At 34.4% G+C, this 19,849-nt stretch carries 21 protein-coding genes; 6 read left to right on the top strand and 15 right to left on the bottom strand.

The genetic code is table 11. The annotated features are described in order from the left end of the window. A partial coding sequence (locus BLT22_RS06230; protein WP_143020635.1) for an IS30 family transposase occupies positions 1–322 on the top strand: 322 nt, incomplete at its 5' end. Between the two features lie 108 nt (positions 323–430). Next, entirely contained in the window at positions 431–2,083 is a 1,653-nt protein-coding gene (locus BLT22_RS06235; protein WP_091761706.1) for a peptide ABC transporter substrate-binding protein, read from the top strand. A 95-nt stretch (positions 2,084–2,178) separates the two neighbouring features. On the opposite strand, the gene BLT22_RS06240 is transcribed toward BLT22_RS06235, so the two are convergent. The 11 genes from BLT22_RS06240 to gnd form a co-directional block, all read right to left on the bottom strand. After that, complete coding sequence (locus BLT22_RS06240; protein WP_091761708.1) at positions 2,179–2,673, bottom strand: GNAT family N-acetyltransferase; 495 nt, start codon at positions 2,671–2,673, stop codon at positions 2,179–2,181. Positions 2,674–2,685: 12 nt separating this feature from the next. Next, positions 2,686–3,861 carry a M20 family metallopeptidase gene (locus BLT22_RS06245; protein ID WP_091761710.1) on the bottom strand — a complete coding sequence of 392 codons (1,176 nt, stop codon included), beginning with the start codon at positions 3,859–3,861 and terminating at the stop codon, positions 2,686–2,688. A 113-nt stretch (positions 3,862–3,974) separates the two neighbouring features. Continuing rightward, complete coding sequence (locus BLT22_RS06250; protein ID WP_091761712.1) at positions 3,975–4,259, bottom strand: hypothetical protein; 285 nt, start codon at positions 4,257–4,259, stop codon at positions 3,975–3,977. A gap of 361 nt (positions 4,260–4,620) precedes the next feature. Continuing rightward, positions 4,621–5,070: a PTS sugar transporter subunit IIA gene (locus BLT22_RS06255; protein WP_091761714.1), complete on the bottom strand. Its 450-nt coding sequence runs from the start codon at positions 5,068–5,070 to the stop codon at positions 4,621–4,623. Between the two features lie 6 nt (positions 5,071–5,076). Then, a complete protein-coding gene (locus tag BLT22_RS06260; RefSeq protein ID WP_091761716.1) occupies positions 5,077–5,958 on the bottom strand; it encodes a hypothetical protein in 882 nt (293 codons plus the stop codon). Positions 5,959–5,982: 24 nt separating this feature from the next. Next, the gene (locus BLT22_RS06265) at positions 5,983–6,489 is read right to left on the bottom strand and encodes a PTS sugar transporter subunit IIB (protein WP_072693842.1); all 507 of its coding nucleotides are present in this window, start codon (positions 6,487–6,489) and stop codon (positions 5,983–5,985) included. A gap of 37 nt (positions 6,490–6,526) precedes the next feature. Next, the gene (locus tag BLT22_RS06270) at positions 6,527–7,393 is read right to left on the bottom strand and encodes a PTS system mannose/fructose/sorbose family transporter subunit IID (RefSeq protein ID WP_091761718.1); all 867 of its coding nucleotides are present in this window, start codon (positions 7,391–7,393) and stop codon (positions 6,527–6,529) included. Positions 7,394–7,418: 25 nt separating this feature from the next. Next, complete coding sequence (locus tag BLT22_RS06275) at positions 7,419–8,249, bottom strand: PTS mannose/fructose/sorbose/N-acetylgalactosamine transporter subunit IIC (protein WP_072693840.1); 831 nt, start codon at positions 8,247–8,249, stop codon at positions 7,419–7,421. 14 nt (positions 8,250–8,263) lie between these two features. Then, complete coding sequence (locus BLT22_RS06280; RefSeq protein ID WP_091761719.1) at positions 8,264–9,364, bottom strand: iron-containing alcohol dehydrogenase family protein; 1,101 nt, start codon at positions 9,362–9,364, stop codon at positions 8,264–8,266. 1 nt (position 9,365) lies between these two features. Beyond that, on the bottom strand, positions 9,366–10,370 hold the full coding sequence (locus BLT22_RS06285) for a D-isomer specific 2-hydroxyacid dehydrogenase family protein (protein ID WP_091761721.1): 1,005 nt from the start codon (positions 10,368–10,370) through the stop codon (positions 9,366–9,368). A 12-nt stretch (positions 10,371–10,382) separates the two neighbouring features. Beyond that, positions 10,383–11,318 carry a phosphogluconate dehydrogenase (NAD(+)-dependent, decarboxylating) gene (gene gnd, locus BLT22_RS06290; protein WP_176935362.1) on the bottom strand — a complete coding sequence of 312 codons (936 nt, stop codon included), beginning with the start codon at positions 11,316–11,318 and terminating at the stop codon, positions 10,383–10,385. 121 nt (positions 11,319–11,439) lie between these two features. Between gnd and BLT22_RS06295 the strand changes: the two genes are divergently transcribed. Genes BLT22_RS06295 through BLT22_RS06305 form a run of 3 tightly spaced genes read left to right on the top strand, consistent with a single transcriptional unit; the run spans position 11,440 to position 13,230 of the window. Beyond that, positions 11,440–11,709 (top strand): MurR/RpiR family transcriptional regulator, encoded by a 270-nt coding sequence (locus BLT22_RS06295; RefSeq protein ID WP_176935364.1) that lies wholly within the window; start codon positions 11,440–11,442, stop codon positions 11,707–11,709. Continuing rightward, positions 11,706–12,317, top strand: a complete 612-nt coding sequence (locus BLT22_RS06300) for a MurR/RpiR family transcriptional regulator (protein ID WP_091761727.1) — start codon at positions 11,706–11,708, stop codon at positions 12,315–12,317. Before BLT22_RS06295 ends, BLT22_RS06300 begins: the two co-directional genes overlap by 4 nt. A 4-nt stretch (positions 12,318–12,321) precedes the next feature. Then, positions 12,322–13,230 carry an HAD family hydrolase gene (locus BLT22_RS06305; protein ID WP_091761729.1) on the top strand — a complete coding sequence of 303 codons (909 nt, stop codon included), beginning with the start codon at positions 12,322–12,324 and terminating at the stop codon, positions 13,228–13,230. An 8-nt stretch (positions 13,231–13,238) separates the two neighbouring features. Here the strand turns inward: BLT22_RS06305 and BLT22_RS06310 are convergent, their stop codons facing one another. From BLT22_RS06310 to BLT22_RS06325, 4 genes are all read right to left on the bottom strand, one after another. Next, the gene (locus BLT22_RS06310; protein WP_091761731.1) at positions 13,239–13,523 is read right to left on the bottom strand and encodes a hypothetical protein; all 285 of its coding nucleotides are present in this window, start codon (positions 13,521–13,523) and stop codon (positions 13,239–13,241) included. Positions 13,524–13,747: 224 nt separating this feature from the next. After that, the gene (locus BLT22_RS06315) at positions 13,748–14,641 is read right to left on the bottom strand and encodes a fructose bisphosphate aldolase (RefSeq protein WP_091761733.1); all 894 of its coding nucleotides are present in this window, start codon (positions 14,639–14,641) and stop codon (positions 13,748–13,750) included. 102 nt (positions 14,642–14,743) lie between these two features. Next, positions 14,744–17,803: an AAA family ATPase gene (locus BLT22_RS06320; protein WP_091761734.1), complete on the bottom strand. Its 3,060-nt coding sequence runs from the start codon at positions 17,801–17,803 to the stop codon at positions 14,744–14,746. Continuing rightward, the gene (locus BLT22_RS06325) at positions 17,803–18,936 is read right to left on the bottom strand and encodes an exonuclease SbcCD subunit D (protein ID WP_091761736.1); all 1,134 of its coding nucleotides are present in this window, start codon (positions 18,934–18,936) and stop codon (positions 17,803–17,805) included. The genes BLT22_RS06320 and BLT22_RS06325 overlap by 1 nt, the downstream gene beginning before the upstream one ends. A gap of 191 nt (positions 18,937–19,127) precedes the next feature. On the opposite strand from BLT22_RS06325, the gene BLT22_RS06330 reads away from it, so the two are divergent. Next, on the top strand, positions 19,128–19,739 hold the full coding sequence (locus BLT22_RS06330) for a CadD family cadmium resistance transporter (protein WP_091761738.1): 612 nt from the start codon (positions 19,128–19,130) through the stop codon (positions 19,737–19,739). Positions 19,740–19,849 lie beyond the last annotated feature (110 nt).

Raw genomic sequence — 19,849 nt, forward strand, 5'->3', positions numbered from 1 at the left:
TTCCCATTCTTTTAAATCAATCACTTTTGATTGTGGAAAAGAGTTCTCTAATTGGAAATCAGTTAGTAACCACCATGATATTTCTATTTTCTTTGCAGATCCTGGTTGTCCGTCTCAGCGTGGGCTGAATGAACACTCTAACGGATTGCTTCGACGTGACGGACTGCCAAAACAGATGGACTTTAATAAAACCGATCAATCCTTTATTTCTTCTGTTTCAAACTACAGAAATACGATTCCTAGAAAGTCTTTAGATTATAGAACCCCTATGGAAGTTTTTCATGAGCATGTATCAGATTGGAAACCGTCTAGCTTAATTTGACAAACGAGATAAAATAAAAAATATTTCACAAAGACACTGGACTTAAATAGATAAAAGAGGTATTATATTAAAATATAATTAAACATATTAGAATAAGGAGTGTTAAAAATGAGGGTACGTTATAAATCATTAGTTTCAATGAGCGCTGTATTTTTATTAACCGCGTGTGGAGGAAATGATGAATCTGCCAATTCATCAAGTAGTAACTCAGAGGATGATGCGTCTTCGGAACAGGTTGTCCACTATACTGCTCCCACGGAATTGTCTACAATGGACACGGTTATGATTACCGACATTAACAGCTCAAACTACTTAGGACAAGTAGTCGAAGGCTTATTAAAAATTGATGAAGAAGGAGAACCAGTCCCAGCTATCGCAGCTGACGAAGGAACTGTTTCAGAGGATGGACTCACTTATACATACACGCTGCGTGATGATGCTGTATGGTCAAATGGCGACCCGGTTACTGCAAACGACTTTGTATTCGCAATGCAGAAATTAGTCAATCCTGATACTGGGGCATCATATAGTTATCTAGCAGAAACGATTGAGAACGCACCAGAAATTATGGCTGGAGAAAAAGAGATTAGTGAATTAGGAGTTACAGCCAATGGCGATCAGGAAATTACTTTTAAATTGACACAGCCTACTCCTTACTTTAAATATCTATTAGCCTTTACCGCTTTCTTCCCTCAAAACCAAGCTTATGTGGAAGAACAAGGTGATAGATACGGAACCTCAAGCGATACTGTGCTAGCAAACGGACCATTTACATTAGAAAATTGGGATGGAACTGGATTAACTTGGGACTTAGAAAAAAATGAAGATTACTATGCAGCTGATGAAATCATGTTAGACGCTATTAATGTTCAAGTTCTTAAAGAAACCAGTACGGCTGTGAATTTATTTGAAGCCGGTGAAGTTGATAATGCTCAACTGACAGGTGATATTGTACAACAGTATGCTGATGATGAAAATGTTGTAGTTCAAAAGAAAGCTAGAACTTCTTATCTAGAATTTAACTGGGACAATGAATATCTTCAAAACGATAAACTAAGAGAAGCAATAGGATTAGTAATCAATACAGATGATTTAGTTAATACTTTATTGGGTGATGGCTCAACTGAAATCGGCGGATTCTTACCAGCTGACTTTGTAACAAATCCATCTACTGGTGAAGACTTTTCTGAAGAAGCAGGATCTTTCCTATCCTATGATCCTGAACGCGCTAAGGAGTTATGGGAAGAAGCAAAATCAGAACTAGGTGCTGACAGCATTTCGCTTTCTTTCCTAGGAGACGATGATGAAAAAAGCAAGAAACTAAGCCAATATATTCAAGGTCAAATCCAAAATAATTTATCAGGTGTTTCTGTTGAATTACGAAATGTACCAAAGAAAAATCGCCTTGAAATATCAGATAATGGAGATTTCGATCTTCTGTTAACTGGCTGGGGAGCTGATTTCTCTGATGCAATTAACTTTATGGATCTAAAGTATAGTGATTCTCCGTATAATAGAGGTAGATATGCAAACTCAGAGTTTGATGCTTTGATTGATAAAGCAAAAACAACAGATGCTAATGATGAGGATAAACGTTGGGAAGATCTTCAACAAGCTCATCAAATTTTGACAGATGACTTTGCCTTTGTTCCTTTGTATCAAGAAGCTGAAACACAACTACGTAACCCCGCTGTTGAAGGAATTATCTTCAACTCAGTTGGTGTCGAGTTTGACCTAAGTCGCGCAAGTATTAAAGACTAATAAACTAAAAAAGATTACAGAAAGTTTCCTTATAAGGAAATTTCTCTGTAATCTTTTTTAATGGTTCACCTATAAATTTTCTGCTTAGCAAATTATTAAAGTTCAATCCAATATTTTCCATAAGATTTCTGTTCTTTTTTTCCTGTTTCATAAAGTTTTCCACCACATGAAAGAATCGTTTTGACACTTCCTTGGTTCTCATCGTCGGCCGTAAGCATTACTCTATCAAAGTTTTTTTCTCGGTAACTATCCAATACTAATCTTAACATTGTGGTTGCTATACCTTGATTTCTGTAATTAGGAGATACACCGTATCCGATATGCCCACCGATTTCTCTCAGATGTTCATTTAGGGCATATCGACAATTGATTGCACCAGCTATTTCTCCATTTTTCATAAATAGAAAATAGGTTTCGGAAGGAACTCTTCCGTTGTTTTCTATTTCATCGGATTTCAACTTTTCCAAAAAGTCATTAAATGCTTTTCCTTTATTATCAGAAGATGTGGGAACGATTTTTTCAGTTTTCCAGCTTTTTATATACTCAATATAGTTAGCTTCCTCTGTTTTTTCTAGTTTCCTAAGTTCCAATAAATAATCACCTCAAATACTGTTATTAAACTCTTCTTTTACAGATTCCAATAAAGTTGAATCAGTAATTAAATCAATAGCTGTTTGCGTAAAAGCCGCGATGGTGTTTTCCATACCTTTATACGCTTCTTCAGTTCTTGTGCATTCTCTAAATTCTATAGTATGGGCTGATACAGTTTTTCCATTTGTAATTTCAAAATACGGGTTAATAGCCGGAACGACTTGGCTTACATTTCCCATATCCATAGAGCCCATTGAGTCCCGTTCTTCTTCTTGCATTTTGACTCCTAACAGTTTCATATTCTGATTATACCGCTTAGAAAGCGACTCATTCGTGACTAGGTTCTGATAACTCGCTTCATAATAGTCCCACTCCATTGTACAGCCTGCAGCCATTGCACCAGCTTCTGCACACTTAATAACTTTCTCTCTTAATTCATTCAAATAGGGCATATCCATTGCCCGGACATAAAACTCTGCCCTAGTATATTCAGGAATGATGTTCGCTGCTTCTCCTCCATCTTTAATTACACCATGAACACGTGCTGAGGGGTGCATCTGTTGTCTAAATGAGTTGATATTATTAAACATATTCAAACAAGCATCCAATGCATTGAGGCCTTCAAAAGGCGCTGCTGCTGCATGAGCGGTTTTTCCATAAAAACGAAATTCGATGGCTTCCATTGCCATAGATGTCCCACTAGTATAGTATCCGTCTGAAGGATGTGTACAGAATGCCACGTCAATATCATCAAATGTATCTGCTGCTGCCATTGTTACTTTATCTCCATTGGTTTCTTCAGCAGGCGTCCCTAAAACAACAACTGTTCCGCCAATTTCATCCACTAATTTAGATAAAGCAATTCCCGCTCCCGTATCAGTAGATCCTAATAAGTTGTGCCCGCATCCATGACCAATGCCAGGAAGCGCATCGTATTCAGAAAGATATGCAATGGCCAGTCCTTCTTTTTCTCCTTTATAGATAGCTCTAAAGGCTGTCTCTACTCCTAAATAAGGGTATTCGACTTCAAATCCATGATTTTTCAGAAGTTCTACATGGGCTTTTGATGAAAGGAATTCTTCATGACCCAACTCTGGATGTTCATATATGTATTCACTTAATTCTTGTAGTTCTGGTCGTAAATCTTTAATTATATTTTGAATTTTTTCTGTATATTTTTCAACCATTCAATTCACATCACTTCTTATAATTTATTAATTATTCTAGACTTAATAAACAACATAGTCAATATCCAATTAATTTAACTTTGAAATATATTGAAATTTTATACAATATCCAATCAAAAAATAAATAGATATAGAACGACTAGAAAAATCTGCAGAAACATTATCAAAAATCCAGTCACAATGATCATACCTACTGTTGCATCATGATTCAGTGGTCTAAAGGTCTTGTTACTGAAAAAATAAAATGTTCCAATTGTAGCAATCCAGGTCGTAATGATTTGTAGCAGAAATTTCATTATTTCAAAATCCCCCGTCAACTGAGCAACAATCATTCTGATGAGGATCCATGATGTAAATAGTACAAGAGCCTGCCATAAAGCGAACTTTTTATTTTTCATTACCTTATTCCTCTCAAAAATTTATCCTAATTCTTATGTTATATTATAGAAACCTGTGCTGAATACCGGATTCGCCTATATTGCTTCTAGCAACAATCCCATCCATAAGCTACTGAGAATGTATTAAGCAATTTAACCTAGTACTTTGATTTTTAATACGATTTTGCGTTTTCATCATAATGATTAAAACTTACCATAAATGGATCCAATTGTTAATCAAGTTCCTTTATGGGTATTATGTATATTGCACAGTAATTCATGTATGTTTCAATTCATTATTTTTCGTATTTAACACTATGCAAAAAAGTACAGCGACCCATCTGCTTTGGAATCACTGTACTTCATTATATTTCATTATCAGTTAGAACTCGTCTTCTTCATCTACTTCCAAATCATCTTCATCTTTCAAAGACCATTCTATAGTACTTTGTTTACTAGTATCTAATATTGCAGTTATAGCACTTTCAATTGAGGAATCAATCATTTTCTGATTAATGGCTTCCAGCAACATTGGTAAATTAACACCCGTTATAATCGTGATTTTATTTTGAATTTCTATTGGTAAAGAGCGAATTGCAAGTGTAGATTGATTATACGGACTCGCTCCAAATAAGTCAGTAAAAATAATCACACCTTCATCTTTATTTACCTTGTTAATTCCTTTAATTATCTTTTCTTGTAGTAACGAAACATCATCTTGTTGTTCTAGACTGATAGGTACTATATCATCAGTACCCCCTATTATCAGTTCTGCAGCATCTATTATTCCCTTACTCATTTTTCCATGCGCAGCCACAACTATTCCAATCATAAATAATTACCTCCTTATTATTTTTTCTAAAAAATCAAATGTCATATTCATATTCGCTTCATTTATTTCTTTCTGTTTTAGACTATCTCTTTCTAACTGAAAAGATTGATCATTTTTTTTCATACTGGTTAAAATCAGTACATTTTTAAAATCAGTAATCTTTTTCTCAACTTGAATAATAGGGCTATCTAAAACAAATAATTGTTTATTCTTACTGATCTGATACATTGGTTGGTCTGCTCCTACACTGTCTAATAAATAGATCTCTCCTTGGCAGTTTTGAATTAATTCATCTAATCCTGCTTGATTATATGTGCCTGAATCTAATAGAGCGAAAGCCGTTTCTTTAGTATGGTACTGATTCATAAACTGAAGTAATAACAGCAGTGACGAGGTATTTCTAACTGAATTATTTTTTTCCGGCCAACCTGTTGATATTTTTTTTAAAATAATAAAGTAAAAAGCGTAAAATAAAGTAGTGAGTATAGAAGGTAATGATACAAAGTTATAGACTTGATAAATTGATATTCCCACAAAAAGCGTAAATAATAGACCAATTCCTAAAAAAATAATCGATTGAATCGCTATTGATTTCACTGTATTTTTTTTATTCAACTTATATTCATTTAAATGATAGGATTTGTGTTGTGATATGGGCGTATCATAATAGGTGCAAATGATTTTTTTTGATTTTTTTATATTCCCAACATATATATTCTTCCCATAATTATTTTGTCCAAATGGATGTACATACGCTTTTTTGCCTAACTTTTCTAAGTCAAACAATATACTATCTATAAATTTCCCTTTTTGTTTGTCCGTTTGTCTTGTACCTAATATATAGTTGTATCTGATAAACCAATCTTTCTGTAGCTCTTCACTCTCCATATACAATCACCCTTTTTTACATCTTTATATACCAAATTTTGCTAATACATCTTTTAAACTAGTTTTTGGAGAAGAAGGCGTTGCTTGAAAATAAATATTTTCAACTCCATACTCTTCATTCAATTCCTTTAGTTTTAATGCGTCTTCTTTATTTAAATAAACAGATTTAGTTACTAAAATATCTTTTTCAGGGTTCTTTTGTGCAATTCCACCGATATTTATTTCTTTCATCGGAATTCCGTATTTAACTAGTTCATACATTGTGTTTACTGTTTTAGCTATTAAAATACTACTATATTCTTTAAACTCGAATTCATCCCAGTAATATTTACATTTTTCTAAAGTCATTACCACTGTTTTTTGTCCCGTTCGACTTCCAGCACTTTTGTATAGGCTTTTCATAAATTTATCTTTTGCGACAACATCATCTACTACAAATATTGAATTTACATTGTTCCTTTTTGAAAGTGTCACCATCACCTGTCCATGAATCAAACGTTCATCTACTCTTGCTAAATTTACTTCTCCCATAATTCTCTCCCATCCTCTTTCATAATATAGTTACTTTTTACAAAATACCGACTGCAGCCAGTACAATCAAAATTCCTGTTAGCCATAGTAACGCACGAGTAACCTTCAATCCTTTTTTACTGTAATAATAATAAACACCCAAGACTACAACCAGCGGTAACAATCCTGGTACTATAGAATCTAACGTTTCTTGTAAAACAAATGGCCTGCCAGAAATTTCAAATGATAAGGAAGAGGAGACTTGTACATAGTTTCCAGCAAGTATCCCCATCATAAATAATCCGAGAATAGATAATAATTCGATAGCATTCTGAACTCCAGCGCTTTCCATCAAACTAGTAGCATTTCTACCTGTTGAGAAGCCTTGTCGTGCAAAAAATAACCCAATCAGAACTTGATACAATGCAAATCCAATAAAGGGGAATAATGAACCAAGGGGATTCCCATTTTGTGCCCACGGAATGGCAATAGCAATAAAAATATACTGAATTGTCCCCGAATCAATCGAATCTCCTATACCTGCTAAAGCCCCCATCAACCCAGCTTTAGTGTTATACATCAAGTCATCTGTCATCGTAATTTCTTTATGCTCATTTTCTTGTTTTGCACGTTCCTGCTCCATCGAAGACATCAATCCAGTAATAATGCCTCCGCCCCAAGTTAACTGAGTATTAAAGAAGAGTAATTGTCTTTCATAAGCATCTCTCAATTTATCGTCATCTTTATATAGTTTTCTTAATACAGGCATCATTGCCCATAATAGCGATGGTGCCAAATATCTTTCGAAAGAATGCGGGATTTCATTAGCGAAATGCCAGCGTAAATAGGCTTTTGATACATCTTTATGCGTAATTTCTTCGGGATTGTTTGTAGGGTTTGATAATGTAGTTTGATTATTATCCATTTTTTCCATCCTCTCTTAGATAATATTAAAAGTCATCGTCATCTTCGTCGTCATCAAATTCATTTGTCACAGGGGTATTTGTGGTAGTAGCTGCACTTGTATTGCTTTTAGCTAAAACAAATATAGCGGCTATTAATGTTCCGATAATTGCATAAGTAACCATTGTAACGCCTAAATCTTGAAAAATAACACTCATAAAATAAGCAGCTAAAAAGAAAACAATGTACTCTTTACGCCCAATGACATATATAGTTGTTGCAATACCAATGGCAGCTAGTCCTCCGCCAACAACTTCTAGAATGTGTAATATAACTGTTCCTTCTAAAGCGGCTATGACGTCAGCAATAACTGGGGCTCCCCAAAATAGTGCGATAAAAACTAAAGGAACAAATAACAAAAGTGATGCAATCGTCGGATAAATTATAACGCTTCTCGTTATTCCTGAATGATCTAGCTGTGCAACTGCTCTGTCTGTTCTTTTTCCAAGGAATGTATTGATAAAAAATCTAAACTGATATAAGTAGGTTCCCAACAACCCTACCGGTACTGCAATAGCAATAGCTGCTTCAGGCTGTAAATTTCCGAGTAATGCTACTGGTACTGCAATGGCCGCTGCAATTGATGGCTCTGAAGGCATGGTACCACCTGGAGAAAATACTCCCATATAAATTAATTGAATAGCTGCAGTAACTATCATAGCATCCGCCACATTTCCCATTACGATACCCACAACTAAACCCGTCATTAATGGAGAAAATCGCAGCATTAATGTCGCTCCACCTAAAAAGGAACGAGACATTACAGCTCCTACCCATAGAGCAATTATTAAGCTTTGCCAAACTGTTAGCGTTTCCATAATTGTTTATCTCCTCACTTGTTAATATAATTTTCTAGTTCGTTCAATGCCTTGCTTAATTTTTCTTCATTTACTTCCATTGGAAGTAAATGTACCTTTTTCTTATTATTAATTAAGTAAATAATTTCTTTTTGTTTTTCTTTTGATAGAGGGTAAACCTTCATTTCAGTTAAACTCTTTGGCAAATCTAAGCTGGTATAAAAGGGTATCAACTCATCAATCACTTCCCATTTTCCTTCAAGCGCCAACTGAAACAAGATACCATATCCTACTTTTTCTCCATGTAAGAAATCATGTAATTCAGGTAAAGTAGCTGATAATGCGTCGTGCATGGAATGTGCTACAGTGTTTCTTGCATATTTACCTCCTAACCCTCCTACCAGTCCAGCAATTCCTATCACGATTTCGGATACATGTAAAAATGCTTTTGATGCTACTCCATTTTTCATATCTAAAACAGCTGTATTTGCTTCTGATAATATTTTATTTCTACACATTAAAGCAGCATACCTAGCCATATCTGCAAAAGGTTCCTCAATAAATTTTTGTTGTTCTAAAATCATATCCGATTCATACCATTTAGCAAGGGTATCTGCAATTCCAGCTATAAAATAATTGACAGGTGCATCAATAACTAGCTTGGGATTAATCAGTAAAAAAACTGCTTGTCTACTTACATGTTCAGTTTTACCTTCTGCTAGTCCATTTTCTTTATACATAACAGATAACGGTGTCCAAGATGCACAATTGCTAGCAAGCGTAGGAATAACCCCAAAAGGCACATTAGCTAAATGACAGGTATATAAAGTTAAATCAGCCAATTTGCCTCCGCCTACTCCTATTACAAAATCAATATTTTTTGAATTAATTATATTCGCTAATCGTTCACCTTCTGAGTAACTACATTCCCCACTATATTCTTGATAGTACAATTCATACTGATCAGGAAAAACTTTTTTTAAAAAGGGGTGAGCTTTTGTCCACGAAATAGTCCCGTGAATAATGAGTATTCGTCTGGGTTTATATTCATTTAAAATATTTGGAATAAATTCAAAAGCATCTTCATTATATCTATAAAATTGAGGCCCAACTTTCACACTCAAATCTATACTCATATCACATTACTCCATTCAATATGCCATTCTCTTTCTGTACAGCACAATAAGGTAATTGATTGTTCAAGATATCCTCACAATCATTCACACACTTCGTTCCCATACCTTCGAGACACTCCAATGTATAAGCGGAAGTATGCGGAGTGACGATAACGTTTTCAAATTTTAAGTAATCATGGTTAGATCTTCCCGGTTCAACCTCTAATACATCTGTTGCAAACCCTGCTATTTTTTTAGATCGTATTGCTTCTACTAAGGCCTGTTCATTAATTAATGCTCCTCTGGCAGTATTTGAAATAAAGACATTATTTTTCATTTTGTTTAATTCTTCAGTAGATATCATATGAAAATTATCTTTATTTAAACTAGCACATAAGCAAATAACATCTGATTCTTTAAGTAGTCTATCTAAATCAACTTTGTTTGCTCCAAATCTCTTTAATTCTAAGTCTGTTTTATATGGATCGTATCCTAATACCTCACATCTATAGCCATAATGAAGAATTTCTGCAACTCTACTACCAATATTCCCTATTCCAATTACCCCGACCGTTTTATCACTCAATCCTCTTCCAGTAAATTCCGCCCGGTTTTCCCACTTATCTTCTAAAACATTTTTATAAGATTCTGTTGTGCGGCGCATTACCGCTAATAGGTTTGTAATATTATTCTCAGCAACTGCATCTCTCTCTATTAAAGGGGGAACAATGCTAACTATAGTATTGTGCCTTTTAGCTGCTTCTAAATCTATGTTGTTAAACCCTATCCCATGTCTGGTTATTAAATTCAAATCATCTTTATTTTCAAAAAAATCATTAGTGAAGAAAGGCGTTACACTAGCTATGATTATGTTATATCCTTTTAATTCTTCAGCAAGGTCCTTACCTTTAATATCGCTCTCAAACTCAAACCGTTTGACTTCTCCTAATTTTTCCAATCTCTTAAGATGATCAGGAAAAACCCTTCCAAAGCTACTGGAATTTACGATAGCTATTTTATTACCCATTTGCTTTCCTCCTTACTTTTCAACGACCTTGTGTCCACCAAAACCATTTCGCATACTTGCTACTACTTTTGCTGAAAAACTATCATTAATTTTTGTTGAATTCCTAGCAAATAAAGCATTAGAAATCGCAGGAACTGGAATCCCTAAGCGTAATGCTTCTTCAATTGTCCATTTACCTTCTCCACTAGCATCGACGATTCCTTTTATCTTATTCAGTTTTGGATCTTCAGAAAAACTTTCTTCTATCAATTCAATTAACCAAGAACGGATAACAGAACCATGATTCCAAACAGAGGCCACTTCTTTATGATTGAATTCAAACTCACTCGCTTCTAAAATATCGAATCCTTCTCCAATAGATTGCATCATTCCATATTCAACTCCATTATGGACCATTTTCAAATAATGGCCGCTCCCAGCTTTACCAGTATATAAATATCCTTTTTCACATGAAATTTTCTCAAATAATGATTCCACTTCATCAAATACTTCTTTATCCCCTCCAATCATTAGACATGCTCCATAACGAGCTCCTTCCATCCCTCCGGAAGTTCCGCAATCTAAAAACCTTATACCTTTTTCTTTAGCGATACTATAATTATTCATACTATCTTTATAGTTTGAGTTTCCACTATCAATCAAGATATCTTCAGGACTTAACAGATTACTTAAATCGTTTACTAGCTGATTCGTTACTTTCCCCGCTGGAGTACTTAATAAAATTATTTTTCTTTTTTCAAGAGATTCAAATAGTTCTTCTAATGAATCAACTATATGTAATCCTTGTTTTCTGCCTATTTCTTTTACTTCATCCGACAAATCATAACCAACGCTATCTACATCACTCTCCTTTAAATTCAACAAAAGGTTCATGCCCATCTTACCTAATCCTATAATGCCTATTTCCAATTCGGCTCCTCCTTTATTTAATATAAATACATCATACATAAAATATTATTTATTGTAAACACTTACAAATAAAAAATATTTTTTATTTGTGTTTTATAGTATACTTTCCTTATGATATATATTAATTAACAAACTTATTCTATTAATGGAGGCCCAAATCATGTCACACAATTATTTGCAAAAACTTTTGTTTCCAAGAAGAAAACATTTTAATGATACTGAAAATTTAATAGCCGACCATCTTCTTAAATTAGGAGGAGATGTGGTTAATAAAACATTGAGTAGCCTTTCAGAAGAAATAGGCGTATCAGAAGCAACAATATTTAAATTTGTTAAAAAGATTGGATTCGAAGGATTTCAGAATTTCAGAATTTCAAAATTTCTGTTGCTTCAAACTTCAGAGAAAATATTCCACACGAGGGTGAATTGACTGCTTTTACAGATATCAGCAAAAATGATAGCGCTCTAGTTATGGCTCAAAAAGTCGTCAACTCTAGTCAAGAATCTTTAGAAAATCTAATTAATTCTCTCACAGAAAAAGAACTATTAGATGCGTTGGAAATTATTAATTCCTCAGAAACTATTCACTTTTTTGGGCAAGGTGCTTCTTCAGTCGTTGCTTTTGATAGTTATCACAAGTTTTTACGTACAAACTTTCAATGCAATTATATTTTTGATTACCATATGCAACTTAGTTATGCCACTAAGCTTACTCAAAAAGATTGTGTATTTCTTTTTTCACATTCTGGGAAAACAAACGAAACAATTGAAGTTGCAAAAATTTTAAAGGAAAATGGCGTAAAGATTATATCGCTTACTGGAAATCCAAATTCTAAATTAGTAAAGATTTCTGATATATCTTTTGTTATTTATTCTGAAGAATCCACTTTTCGATCTGAAACCTTAACTTCTCGAATTCTCTATTTGACTTTGATAGATATTTTATATGTTAATGTTATGTACCATAATGAAGCTGAAAACAAGAAGTCTCTTGATAAGATAAGAAATGCATTAAATGTGACAAAAACTGGAGGATGATTTTATGGTTATTAAGGCAATCGTATGTGATATGGATGGCACACTGCTCAACTCAGATAATAATATAGATCTACAAACTTTAAACAAATTAAAAGAACTGCAAAAAAAGGGAATCAGACTTATACTTGCTAGCGGCAGAAGCTATATACGACTACTACCTCATGCACTTAGTTTAGATATGAATATTTATGATGGAATGATTATTGATGTAAATGGCACTTCAATTTATGATGTAGGTTCGAAGAAACGAAACAGACTTGGAATTTTAGAATCAAATCAGATTAAAAAAATAAATGAATTCTTTTCTCTATTTAACGTAGAGATTCAATACAGCCAAGATGATACCATATATACGTATTTACCTGAAAACATTTATAAGCTCAAAAAAAATATTCGCGGAGAAATGAAACTGCCAGAGGATTATCCATGGATGGGGGGAATGTATGGGTGGTTATGCGATACCCGAGATGGCTATCCTAATCAATATATGATTCGGAACCTGAATGACTCTCCTAGTTTCTGTAATAAAATTTCTATTGTTCAAGATCCTCACTACATGAAATTTTTAAAAGATACTATAGCAGGTCATTCTTTTCTTATAGACTACGAGACCGTTTTTTCTGATGAAAGAAAAATGGAACTTACAAATAAATATATAACAAAAGGCAACGCCTTAAATCTCTTTCAAAAAAAATATAATATTGGTAACGAAGAATTACTGGTTTTTGGTGATAGTGAAAATGATATTTCGATGTTTAAAGACAGAAAATATTCAATAGCTATGAAAAATGCATTACCTTCAGCTAAACAAAAAGCAAACTTCCATGCAGACGACCACAATAATGCAGGCATTTTTAAGATGCTCACTCAGTTTGAAAAAGAGGGGCTCTTTCAAGGCCTTTCAGTTAAATAACCCTTTATTTAAAAAAATATTGATAAGACAGATGCGATTACAATATCAAGGGAGACGAATATTATTGAAGCAAGCCATAACCAGTCTATCGTTTTTTCTAATCTTGACCGTGTTATATTAGCTGACTTTGAAATTTGTCTCTCTTCATTAATTTTTATCCCTAAAAGTATAAGGACAAAAATCGAACTGATCGTTACTGGTTGTAAAAATCTTCCCTCATAAAAATAGGCATAAAGGATTAAAGCAAACCATACCAGTAGCGTAAGGCCTTTAAATACATACCGTTTATCCACAAGACTGCTCCTCTTCTCTAATAGCAATGAGACTTATTTGCTTAAATTCGTTATATTTTTTTAGTATTCTATACTTCCTTTTACTAGTAGAAAACGATAAATGAATATTCAAATTCTTTCTACATAAATTCCTGAACAATAAAAATATTTACTTATGTATAAAATATACTATAAAACATAATAAAAAGGGAGCAACGATTCGCTGCCCCCCTTTGGAAATTATACTATTTTGGTGCTATAGATGCTTCGTAAATTGATTTAATTGCATCTGATAGATGTTTATTGAACTCTTCTTCTGTCTGATCTGCACTTAAATCTTGTGATAAAGCACGAGAAAAGCTTGCAATCAATCCTTTATTTTTAGAAAGTTTTTCGTTTGCTTCTTCTCGACTATATCCGCCTGATAAAGCAACTACCCGCAATACATTAGGATGTTCACTGAATTCAGTATATAATCCAACATTTGTTGGGATAGATAACTTCAACATCACTTGTGTATCTTCATCCAATTGATCTAAGTGTGATTTGATTTCAGCTTTCAACAATTCCTCTGATTCCACTTTATCTTCACTATAGACATCTACTTCAGGTTCTATGATTGGCATCAGCCCCGCTTTAACAATCTGCATAGCAACTTCAAACTGTTGATCGACAACCTTTTTAATGCCTTCTTTATTTGCTTCTTTGATGACAGAACGCATTTTTGTTCCAAAAACATGATGATCAACTGCTCTTTTAAGCAATTGGTCCAAATCAGGCATTGATTTCATGATTTGAACACCTTCTGCCTCTTCTGCTAATCCTTTATCAACTTTAAGGAAAGGAATGATTCCTTTTTCTTCCCACAAGAAATCTGCAGTATATTTGTCATCAATCAAGCGATCCATTGTGTTCTCAAAAAGAATTGCACCTAAAATATATTCGGAAGTGAACGAAGGACTTTTTATGACCCGCGTTCTCATTTCATGAACTAGTGTAAACATCTCATCGTCTGTGGAGTAAGATGTTTCTGGCACACCATAAGCTTCTAACGCTTTTGGCGTACTTCCACCACTTTGATCCAGCGCCGCAATAAACCCTTCTCCAGAACCCATTCGTTTCAATTGTTCTTTATTCAATTAAACCCTTCCTTTCGTATAATAAACTTTTTAAATCTCTACTTTTTTATTATAACGCTCCTACATTAGATAGTTAAAGGAAATCACTTTGTTTTCTCTAAGTTATTTCTGAATATATGCCGTACTTCCTGTCGCTGTCTTTTCTACAATGATATGTGCGGGGATACGTGTCTTTAACTCGTCTACATGAGAAATAATGCCAACTAATCGACCTTTTTGATGCAGATCAAGTAAGGTCTGAACCGCCATATCCAATGAATCAGAATCTAACGTCCCAAATCCTTCGTCCACAAATAGGGTATCCACGCTAACGCCGCCATTCTGGTTTTGGATCACATCACTTAGTCCTAACGCTAATGCTAGTGAAGCTTTAAAGGTTTCGCCTCCAGATAGCGTATGCACACTTCTCGTTTTTCCTGTGTAATGATCAAATACTTCCATATCCAATCCTTGTTTTCCAGAACCTTTTCCTTTCTCTAGTTGGCGCTGCAGCTCATAGCGGTGATTGGTCATCTGACTGAATCTTTGATTGGCCGCCATCAGAATTTCTTCAAAGTAGATACCTAAAACATACCGTTCAAATGAGATATAATCTGTTTCCTTAGATCCATTGGCCAGAGTAGAAAGTGCTCCGTATAGTTGATATTCTTTCTCCACTTGACTGCTTTGTTTCTGATAATCCTGAATTGCTTCTGCAGCTCGTTTGTTCTGTGAGGACGAGGTTAGCAGCTTATCCCTTTGTGTTTCCAACTCACTCGCTTGGGTCTTGATTTGAACTATTTCTACTTCATATACTGATTTTTCTTTGATTGAATCAACTGTTTTCAGGTTTTCCTCTATTTGTTTTATTCTATCCTGATTGACCAGCACAGCTGTTCTATATTCTTCTATCTCTTTGATGAATGTTTCTTTTTCTACTTCTTCCAGTACATATTCTGCAAATGCTTCCCCCAGTTGACTCGTTTCTTTTAACTGCTCGAATTTTTTTATCAGCTGTTCTTTTTTCGCTGTCGTTTCTACCAGTTGAGATTCAGTCAACTCAATGGCTGTTCTAGTTGAAGCTAATTCGCTTTTCAATATACTCATACTGTTTTGAAGAGTTCTATGAGTGTTCTCCGTTGTTTGTATATACTGCTCTTTTTCTTTTATAGCTTGCTGTATAGCCTGTTTAGATTCAGCATCCATTTGTCCTTTTAGTTTGACTTGTTCTTCTATTAATTCTTGTTTTCTTTCTGTGGCGAAATCGATAGTAGACTCACATTTTTGGAAATCTGTCCTCATACGACTTTCTTCTTTGCGCAACTCTTCCAGTTTTTGCTTCAGATCTGCTTCTTCACTTACTTGCTTTTCTCCGGTTTCAAGTTCTTTCTTAAACACCTGTAACTGGTTTTGGAGTTCTTGCTCTTCTGTTATCCCTTTATTGAATGCTGCATCTGTTTCTGAAGGAGCGATTTCTAAACGAGCAGAACGAGATTGGATATCTATTGTAAGATTTTCCAGTTTCGCTGAGATTTGTGTAAATCGAGTATTTGTTTCAGTTTCTGCTTGCTCCAATACTTCCAGTTCTTCTTTTGTCAGACTTTCTTTATCTCCTGTTGCTTTAGCTGGATGATGGACAGACCCACACACAGCACAAGGTTCACCCTCAACTAGTTCTTTAGCTAGAACACTCGCTAAGTTAGAGTAGTAAGCCGCTTTTCCTTTGATGAGTTCATGATAAGCTTTTTCTTTTGCTGATTTTACTTCGATATAAGTTTTTTTAAATTCAGCCTCTTCTTTTTGAAGAGTACAAATCCTATTTAATTCTTCATTACGGTTACTTACTCGTTGAAGCGTTTCTTTAGAGGTTGCAGTGGTTGCTTTCAGGTCTTCCAGTTTACTCTTTAAGTCCGCAATCAGCTTTAAGTCTGTCTCTATTTTTTCAGTTTCTTTTCCGACTTCCACTAACACTTCGTTTAAATTTTCGCATGTTTCCTGTTTCTCTTGAATTGTTTTTTCTTGTTGTTTGATCAATTGTTCTTTTTCTTCTACTTGATCAAAGACTTTCCATTCATCATTTAGTTTCGTAATTTCTGCTCGAACAAGCGCTAAATGATTAAGATCTTCTTTTACAGCTTCCAGTTTTGCTGATTCGGTTTTTTCTTTTTCGATTAACTCGGCTTGTGTTTCTCTTAATTCTTCAAGCTGAGCTCTTTGTTTATGGATTTGATATTCTGTTTCATCTACCAAATTTTTAGATTCAACTATTTTTATAGCTTCAGTATGCTTTTGTACAGCTGATTCTTTTTGTTTGATGGTGTCTTCTCTGGCATTCAATTCATTTTTCTCATTTATATATTTTTCTTGCTGTTCCAACCAGCCGATGACTTGATCATATAATTTCAGTTCGTTTTGATAGTGAGAAATTTTTTCTTTTGCAGCCGCCAATTCTTTTTCTTCTTTATCGATACTTTCTTCCAGAATGGCTACTGTCTTTTCTACATCATGCTGCTCGATCGCTTTGTCCAGAACTTCATTATCTTCAATCGCTATACTTGAAAAAACTTGTTTTATGGCTTGGGCATGACTTTTACGCTGATCTTCCAGAACCTTCGCTTTATTTTTTAGTTTTTCTTGAAACTGCTCGATCTGTTTAGTCTGAAAAATATTTCTGAAAATAATTTCTTTGTCGCCACTGTTTGACTCAAGCATCTTTTTGAACGATCCTTGCGGCAGCATGACAATTTGTCTGAACTGATCATACGTCAGTCCTAATATTTCTTGAATCTCATCATTGGCTTCTTTTACTTTAGTCGTGACTTTTCCGTCTTTATGAAATTCCACATTCGATTGAATCTGTTTTGTTTTCGAACGGGTACCTGGACCAGTTTGTGTTGGTTCACGGCGGATAAAGTAACGCTTTTCTCCTAATTCAAATTCAAGTTCAACGTAGCAAAGGTCAGTATCCTTAGCAAACTGTGACTTAAAAGTATCTTTCTGGCGCGAGTCTCCACTTGCGGAATCAAACAAAGCATAGGCAATAGCATCAAAAATCGTCGTCTTCCCTGCTCCAGTCGGTCCACTTACCAGAAAAAGAGAAGACTGAGCTAACTGAGTAAAATCTATTTCAACTTTGCCTTTATAAGGACCAAAAGCATTCATGACTAATTTTAATGGGCGCATCAGCTTTCTCCTTTCTGAACTTCATTCATCACTTGTTCTACAGCAGACTTTTGATTTTTATCCATCGTATCTAGCTTATATGTCGCATAAAAATCTTCAAATAGCTCTACCATAGACTTTTTCTGAAGTGTTTCTTGTGTCTGTTTCGCTGTCTTTGAAGCGTTTCTTTCACGACCAATATATTCTAATCCCATCGCAAAAGGATAACGTCTTCTCAACTGATTCATCGCATCCATTACGTAATCTTTATCTTCAAGCTCAAAAAAAGTATAATGATTAGATTCACTTTTCATTAATTCTTCAAAAGTTCCGCGCAGTACCTGCATATCTCGCAATGGTTCGATTTGAATCGGCTCTACTTCCAATTTATCTTTCTCGATTTCAACGACCCAGCTTTTCTTCTTATGAGGAACTTCAGATTTTGAGTATTTCAATGGCGATCCACTATATCTGATTTTTTCCCATTTCACTTTCTGGGCTTTATGCAAATGTCCTAGCGCAACATAATCAAAGTCTTCAAAGAGGCTAGCATCCACAAATTCTGCCGTACCAATACTTAAGGGTCTTTCTGAATCAGAATCTTCTACTGACTCTTTTGTCTGATTCACAATATATCCATGTGCAATCAGAATGTTTGTTTCTTCTAAGTTCATACTTGCTTTCATTAATTCTATTTGGGCTTTAGTAGCATCTTCCAAATCTTTGATATCGTCTTGTTCCAACAACTGTCTGACAGTAATATGATCACTAAATGGAAGCAAATAGAAATTCACACCATTGATTGTTACTTTTCTCGTTATTTTTTTAACCATTCCCTCAATAAATAAATTGCTTGTTTCGAGCAATTCTGCAGCGTATTCTAGCCGTTCGTTACTATCATGATTACCGGCTATCGCTAACACTGGAATCCCTGCTTCTTTGATTAATCTGGTAATGATTTTATTTGCCAGTGTCACAGCTTCTTTTGGTGGAATTGCCCGATCATATAAATCTCCTGCCATAATCAATACATCAATATTCAATTCTTTTACTTTATCAACTAACTGATTTAAATAATATTCTTGATCTTCCAACATAGAAAATTCATTAACAATTTTCCCAATATGCCAGTCTGCTGTATGTAAAATCCGCATGTCCAGTCTCCAATCTCTACTCTATAATTGTTTTCATTTTAACAAAAACCTTCATTTATAGAAACATATATTTGGTTTACTATTTTATTTAAAATAGGTACTTTATATACTAATGTCTTCCCATAGCTTGTTAAAAAGGTTAATCTAAAATATATAAGATTATTCTATTACTTGATATGGAGGAAACCTCTATGACACAAACGATTTTATCAGCAATTGCTGTTTATATATCTACCAGCATTGATTATTTGTTTATCTTAATGATTATTTTTTCTCAAAGCTATACTAGAAAAGGGCTTTTTCAAATTTATGGTGGTCAATATATTGGGACTGGTATCTTAGTAGTTGCGAGCTTATTCGCAGCTTATATATTAAATTTCATTCCTCAAGACTGGTTGATCGGACTGCTTGGATTGATTCCAATTTTCTTAGGGGTTCGTATCGCCTTGCTGAAAGAAAGCGAAGAAGAAGAGGGGAAAGTGGTCGAGAAACTGGAAAAACGCGGATCTACACGCTTATTTTGGGTTGTGACTCTACTAACCATTGCTTCTGGCGGTGATAATTTAGGAATTTATATTCCTTACTTTACTTCTCTATCCTTTTCAGAAATTATAGTGATACTGATTGTATTCTTCATTTCAACCTTTCTTCTTTGCCAGGTTAGTTACAAATTAGCAGAAATCTCTTTTGTATCTGAAACGATTGAAAAATATGAACGAATTATTGTTCCGGTCGTATTCATAGGACTTGGACTATATATCATGTTAGAAAATGGCACAATTAGTACTTTACTGCATATATAAGAAAGAATTCGATTATTACTTTAGTGGTATCCAGCCAATATACTGATATAATAAAAGTGATCATTCTCGTAAGTGAATCGTTCAAACTTTTTACATGAGAAAGGTGGATT

Source organism: Marinilactibacillus psychrotolerans, assembly GCF_900101525.1.
GTDB lineage: Bacteria > Bacillota > Bacilli > Lactobacillales > Carnobacteriaceae_A > Marinilactibacillus > Marinilactibacillus psychrotolerans.

What these genes read in the sequence shown, in the direction of transcription:
- BLT22_RS06235 (WP_091761706.1), top strand. Translation starts at nt 431, where the DNA reads ATGAGGGTACGTTATAAATCATTAGTTTCAATGAGCGCTGTATTTTTA.
- BLT22_RS06245 (WP_091761710.1), bottom strand. Translation starts at nt 3,861, where the DNA reads ATGGTTGAAAAATATACAGAAAAAATTCAAAATATAATTAAAGATTTA.
- BLT22_RS06250 (WP_091761712.1), bottom strand. Translation starts at nt 4,259, where the DNA reads ATGAAAAATAAAAAGTTCGCTTTATGGCAGGCTCTTGTACTATTTACA.
- BLT22_RS06255 (WP_091761714.1), bottom strand. Translation starts at nt 5,070, where the DNA reads ATGATTGGAATAGTTGTGGCTGCGCATGGAAAAATGAGTAAGGGAATA.
- BLT22_RS06260 (WP_091761716.1), bottom strand. Translation starts at nt 5,958, where the DNA reads ATGGAGAGTGAAGAGCTACAGAAAGATTGGTTTATCAGATACAACTAT.
- BLT22_RS06265 (WP_072693842.1), bottom strand. Translation starts at nt 6,489, where the DNA reads ATGGGAGAAGTAAATTTAGCAAGAGTAGATGAACGTTTGATTCATGGA.
- BLT22_RS06270 (WP_091761718.1), bottom strand. Translation starts at nt 7,393, where the DNA reads ATGGATAATAATCAAACTACATTATCAAACCCTACAAACAATCCCGAA.
- BLT22_RS06275 (WP_072693840.1), bottom strand. Translation starts at nt 8,249, where the DNA reads ATGGAAACGCTAACAGTTTGGCAAAGCTTAATAATTGCTCTATGGGTA.
- BLT22_RS06280 (WP_091761719.1), bottom strand. Translation starts at nt 9,364, where the DNA reads ATGAGTATAGATTTGAGTGTGAAAGTTGGGCCTCAATTTTATAGATAT.
- BLT22_RS06285 (WP_091761721.1), bottom strand. Translation starts at nt 10,370, where the DNA reads ATGGGTAATAAAATAGCTATCGTAAATTCCAGTAGCTTTGGAAGGGTT.
- gnd (WP_176935362.1), bottom strand. Translation starts at nt 11,318, where the DNA reads ATGTATGATGTATTTATATTAAATAAAGGAGGAGCCGAATTGGAAATA.
- BLT22_RS06295 (WP_176935364.1), top strand. Translation starts at nt 11,440, where the DNA reads ATGTCACACAATTATTTGCAAAAACTTTTGTTTCCAAGAAGAAAACAT.
- BLT22_RS06305 (WP_091761729.1), top strand. Translation starts at nt 12,322, where the DNA reads ATGGTTATTAAGGCAATCGTATGTGATATGGATGGCACACTGCTCAAC.
- BLT22_RS06320 (WP_091761734.1), bottom strand. Translation starts at nt 17,803, where the DNA reads ATGCGCCCATTAAAATTAGTCATGAATGCTTTTGGTCCTTATAAAGGC.
- BLT22_RS06325 (WP_091761736.1), bottom strand. Translation starts at nt 18,936, where the DNA reads ATGCGGATTTTACATACAGCAGACTGGCATATTGGGAAAATTGTTAAT.
- BLT22_RS06330 (WP_091761738.1), top strand. Translation starts at nt 19,128, where the DNA reads ATGACACAAACGATTTTATCAGCAATTGCTGTTTATATATCTACCAGC.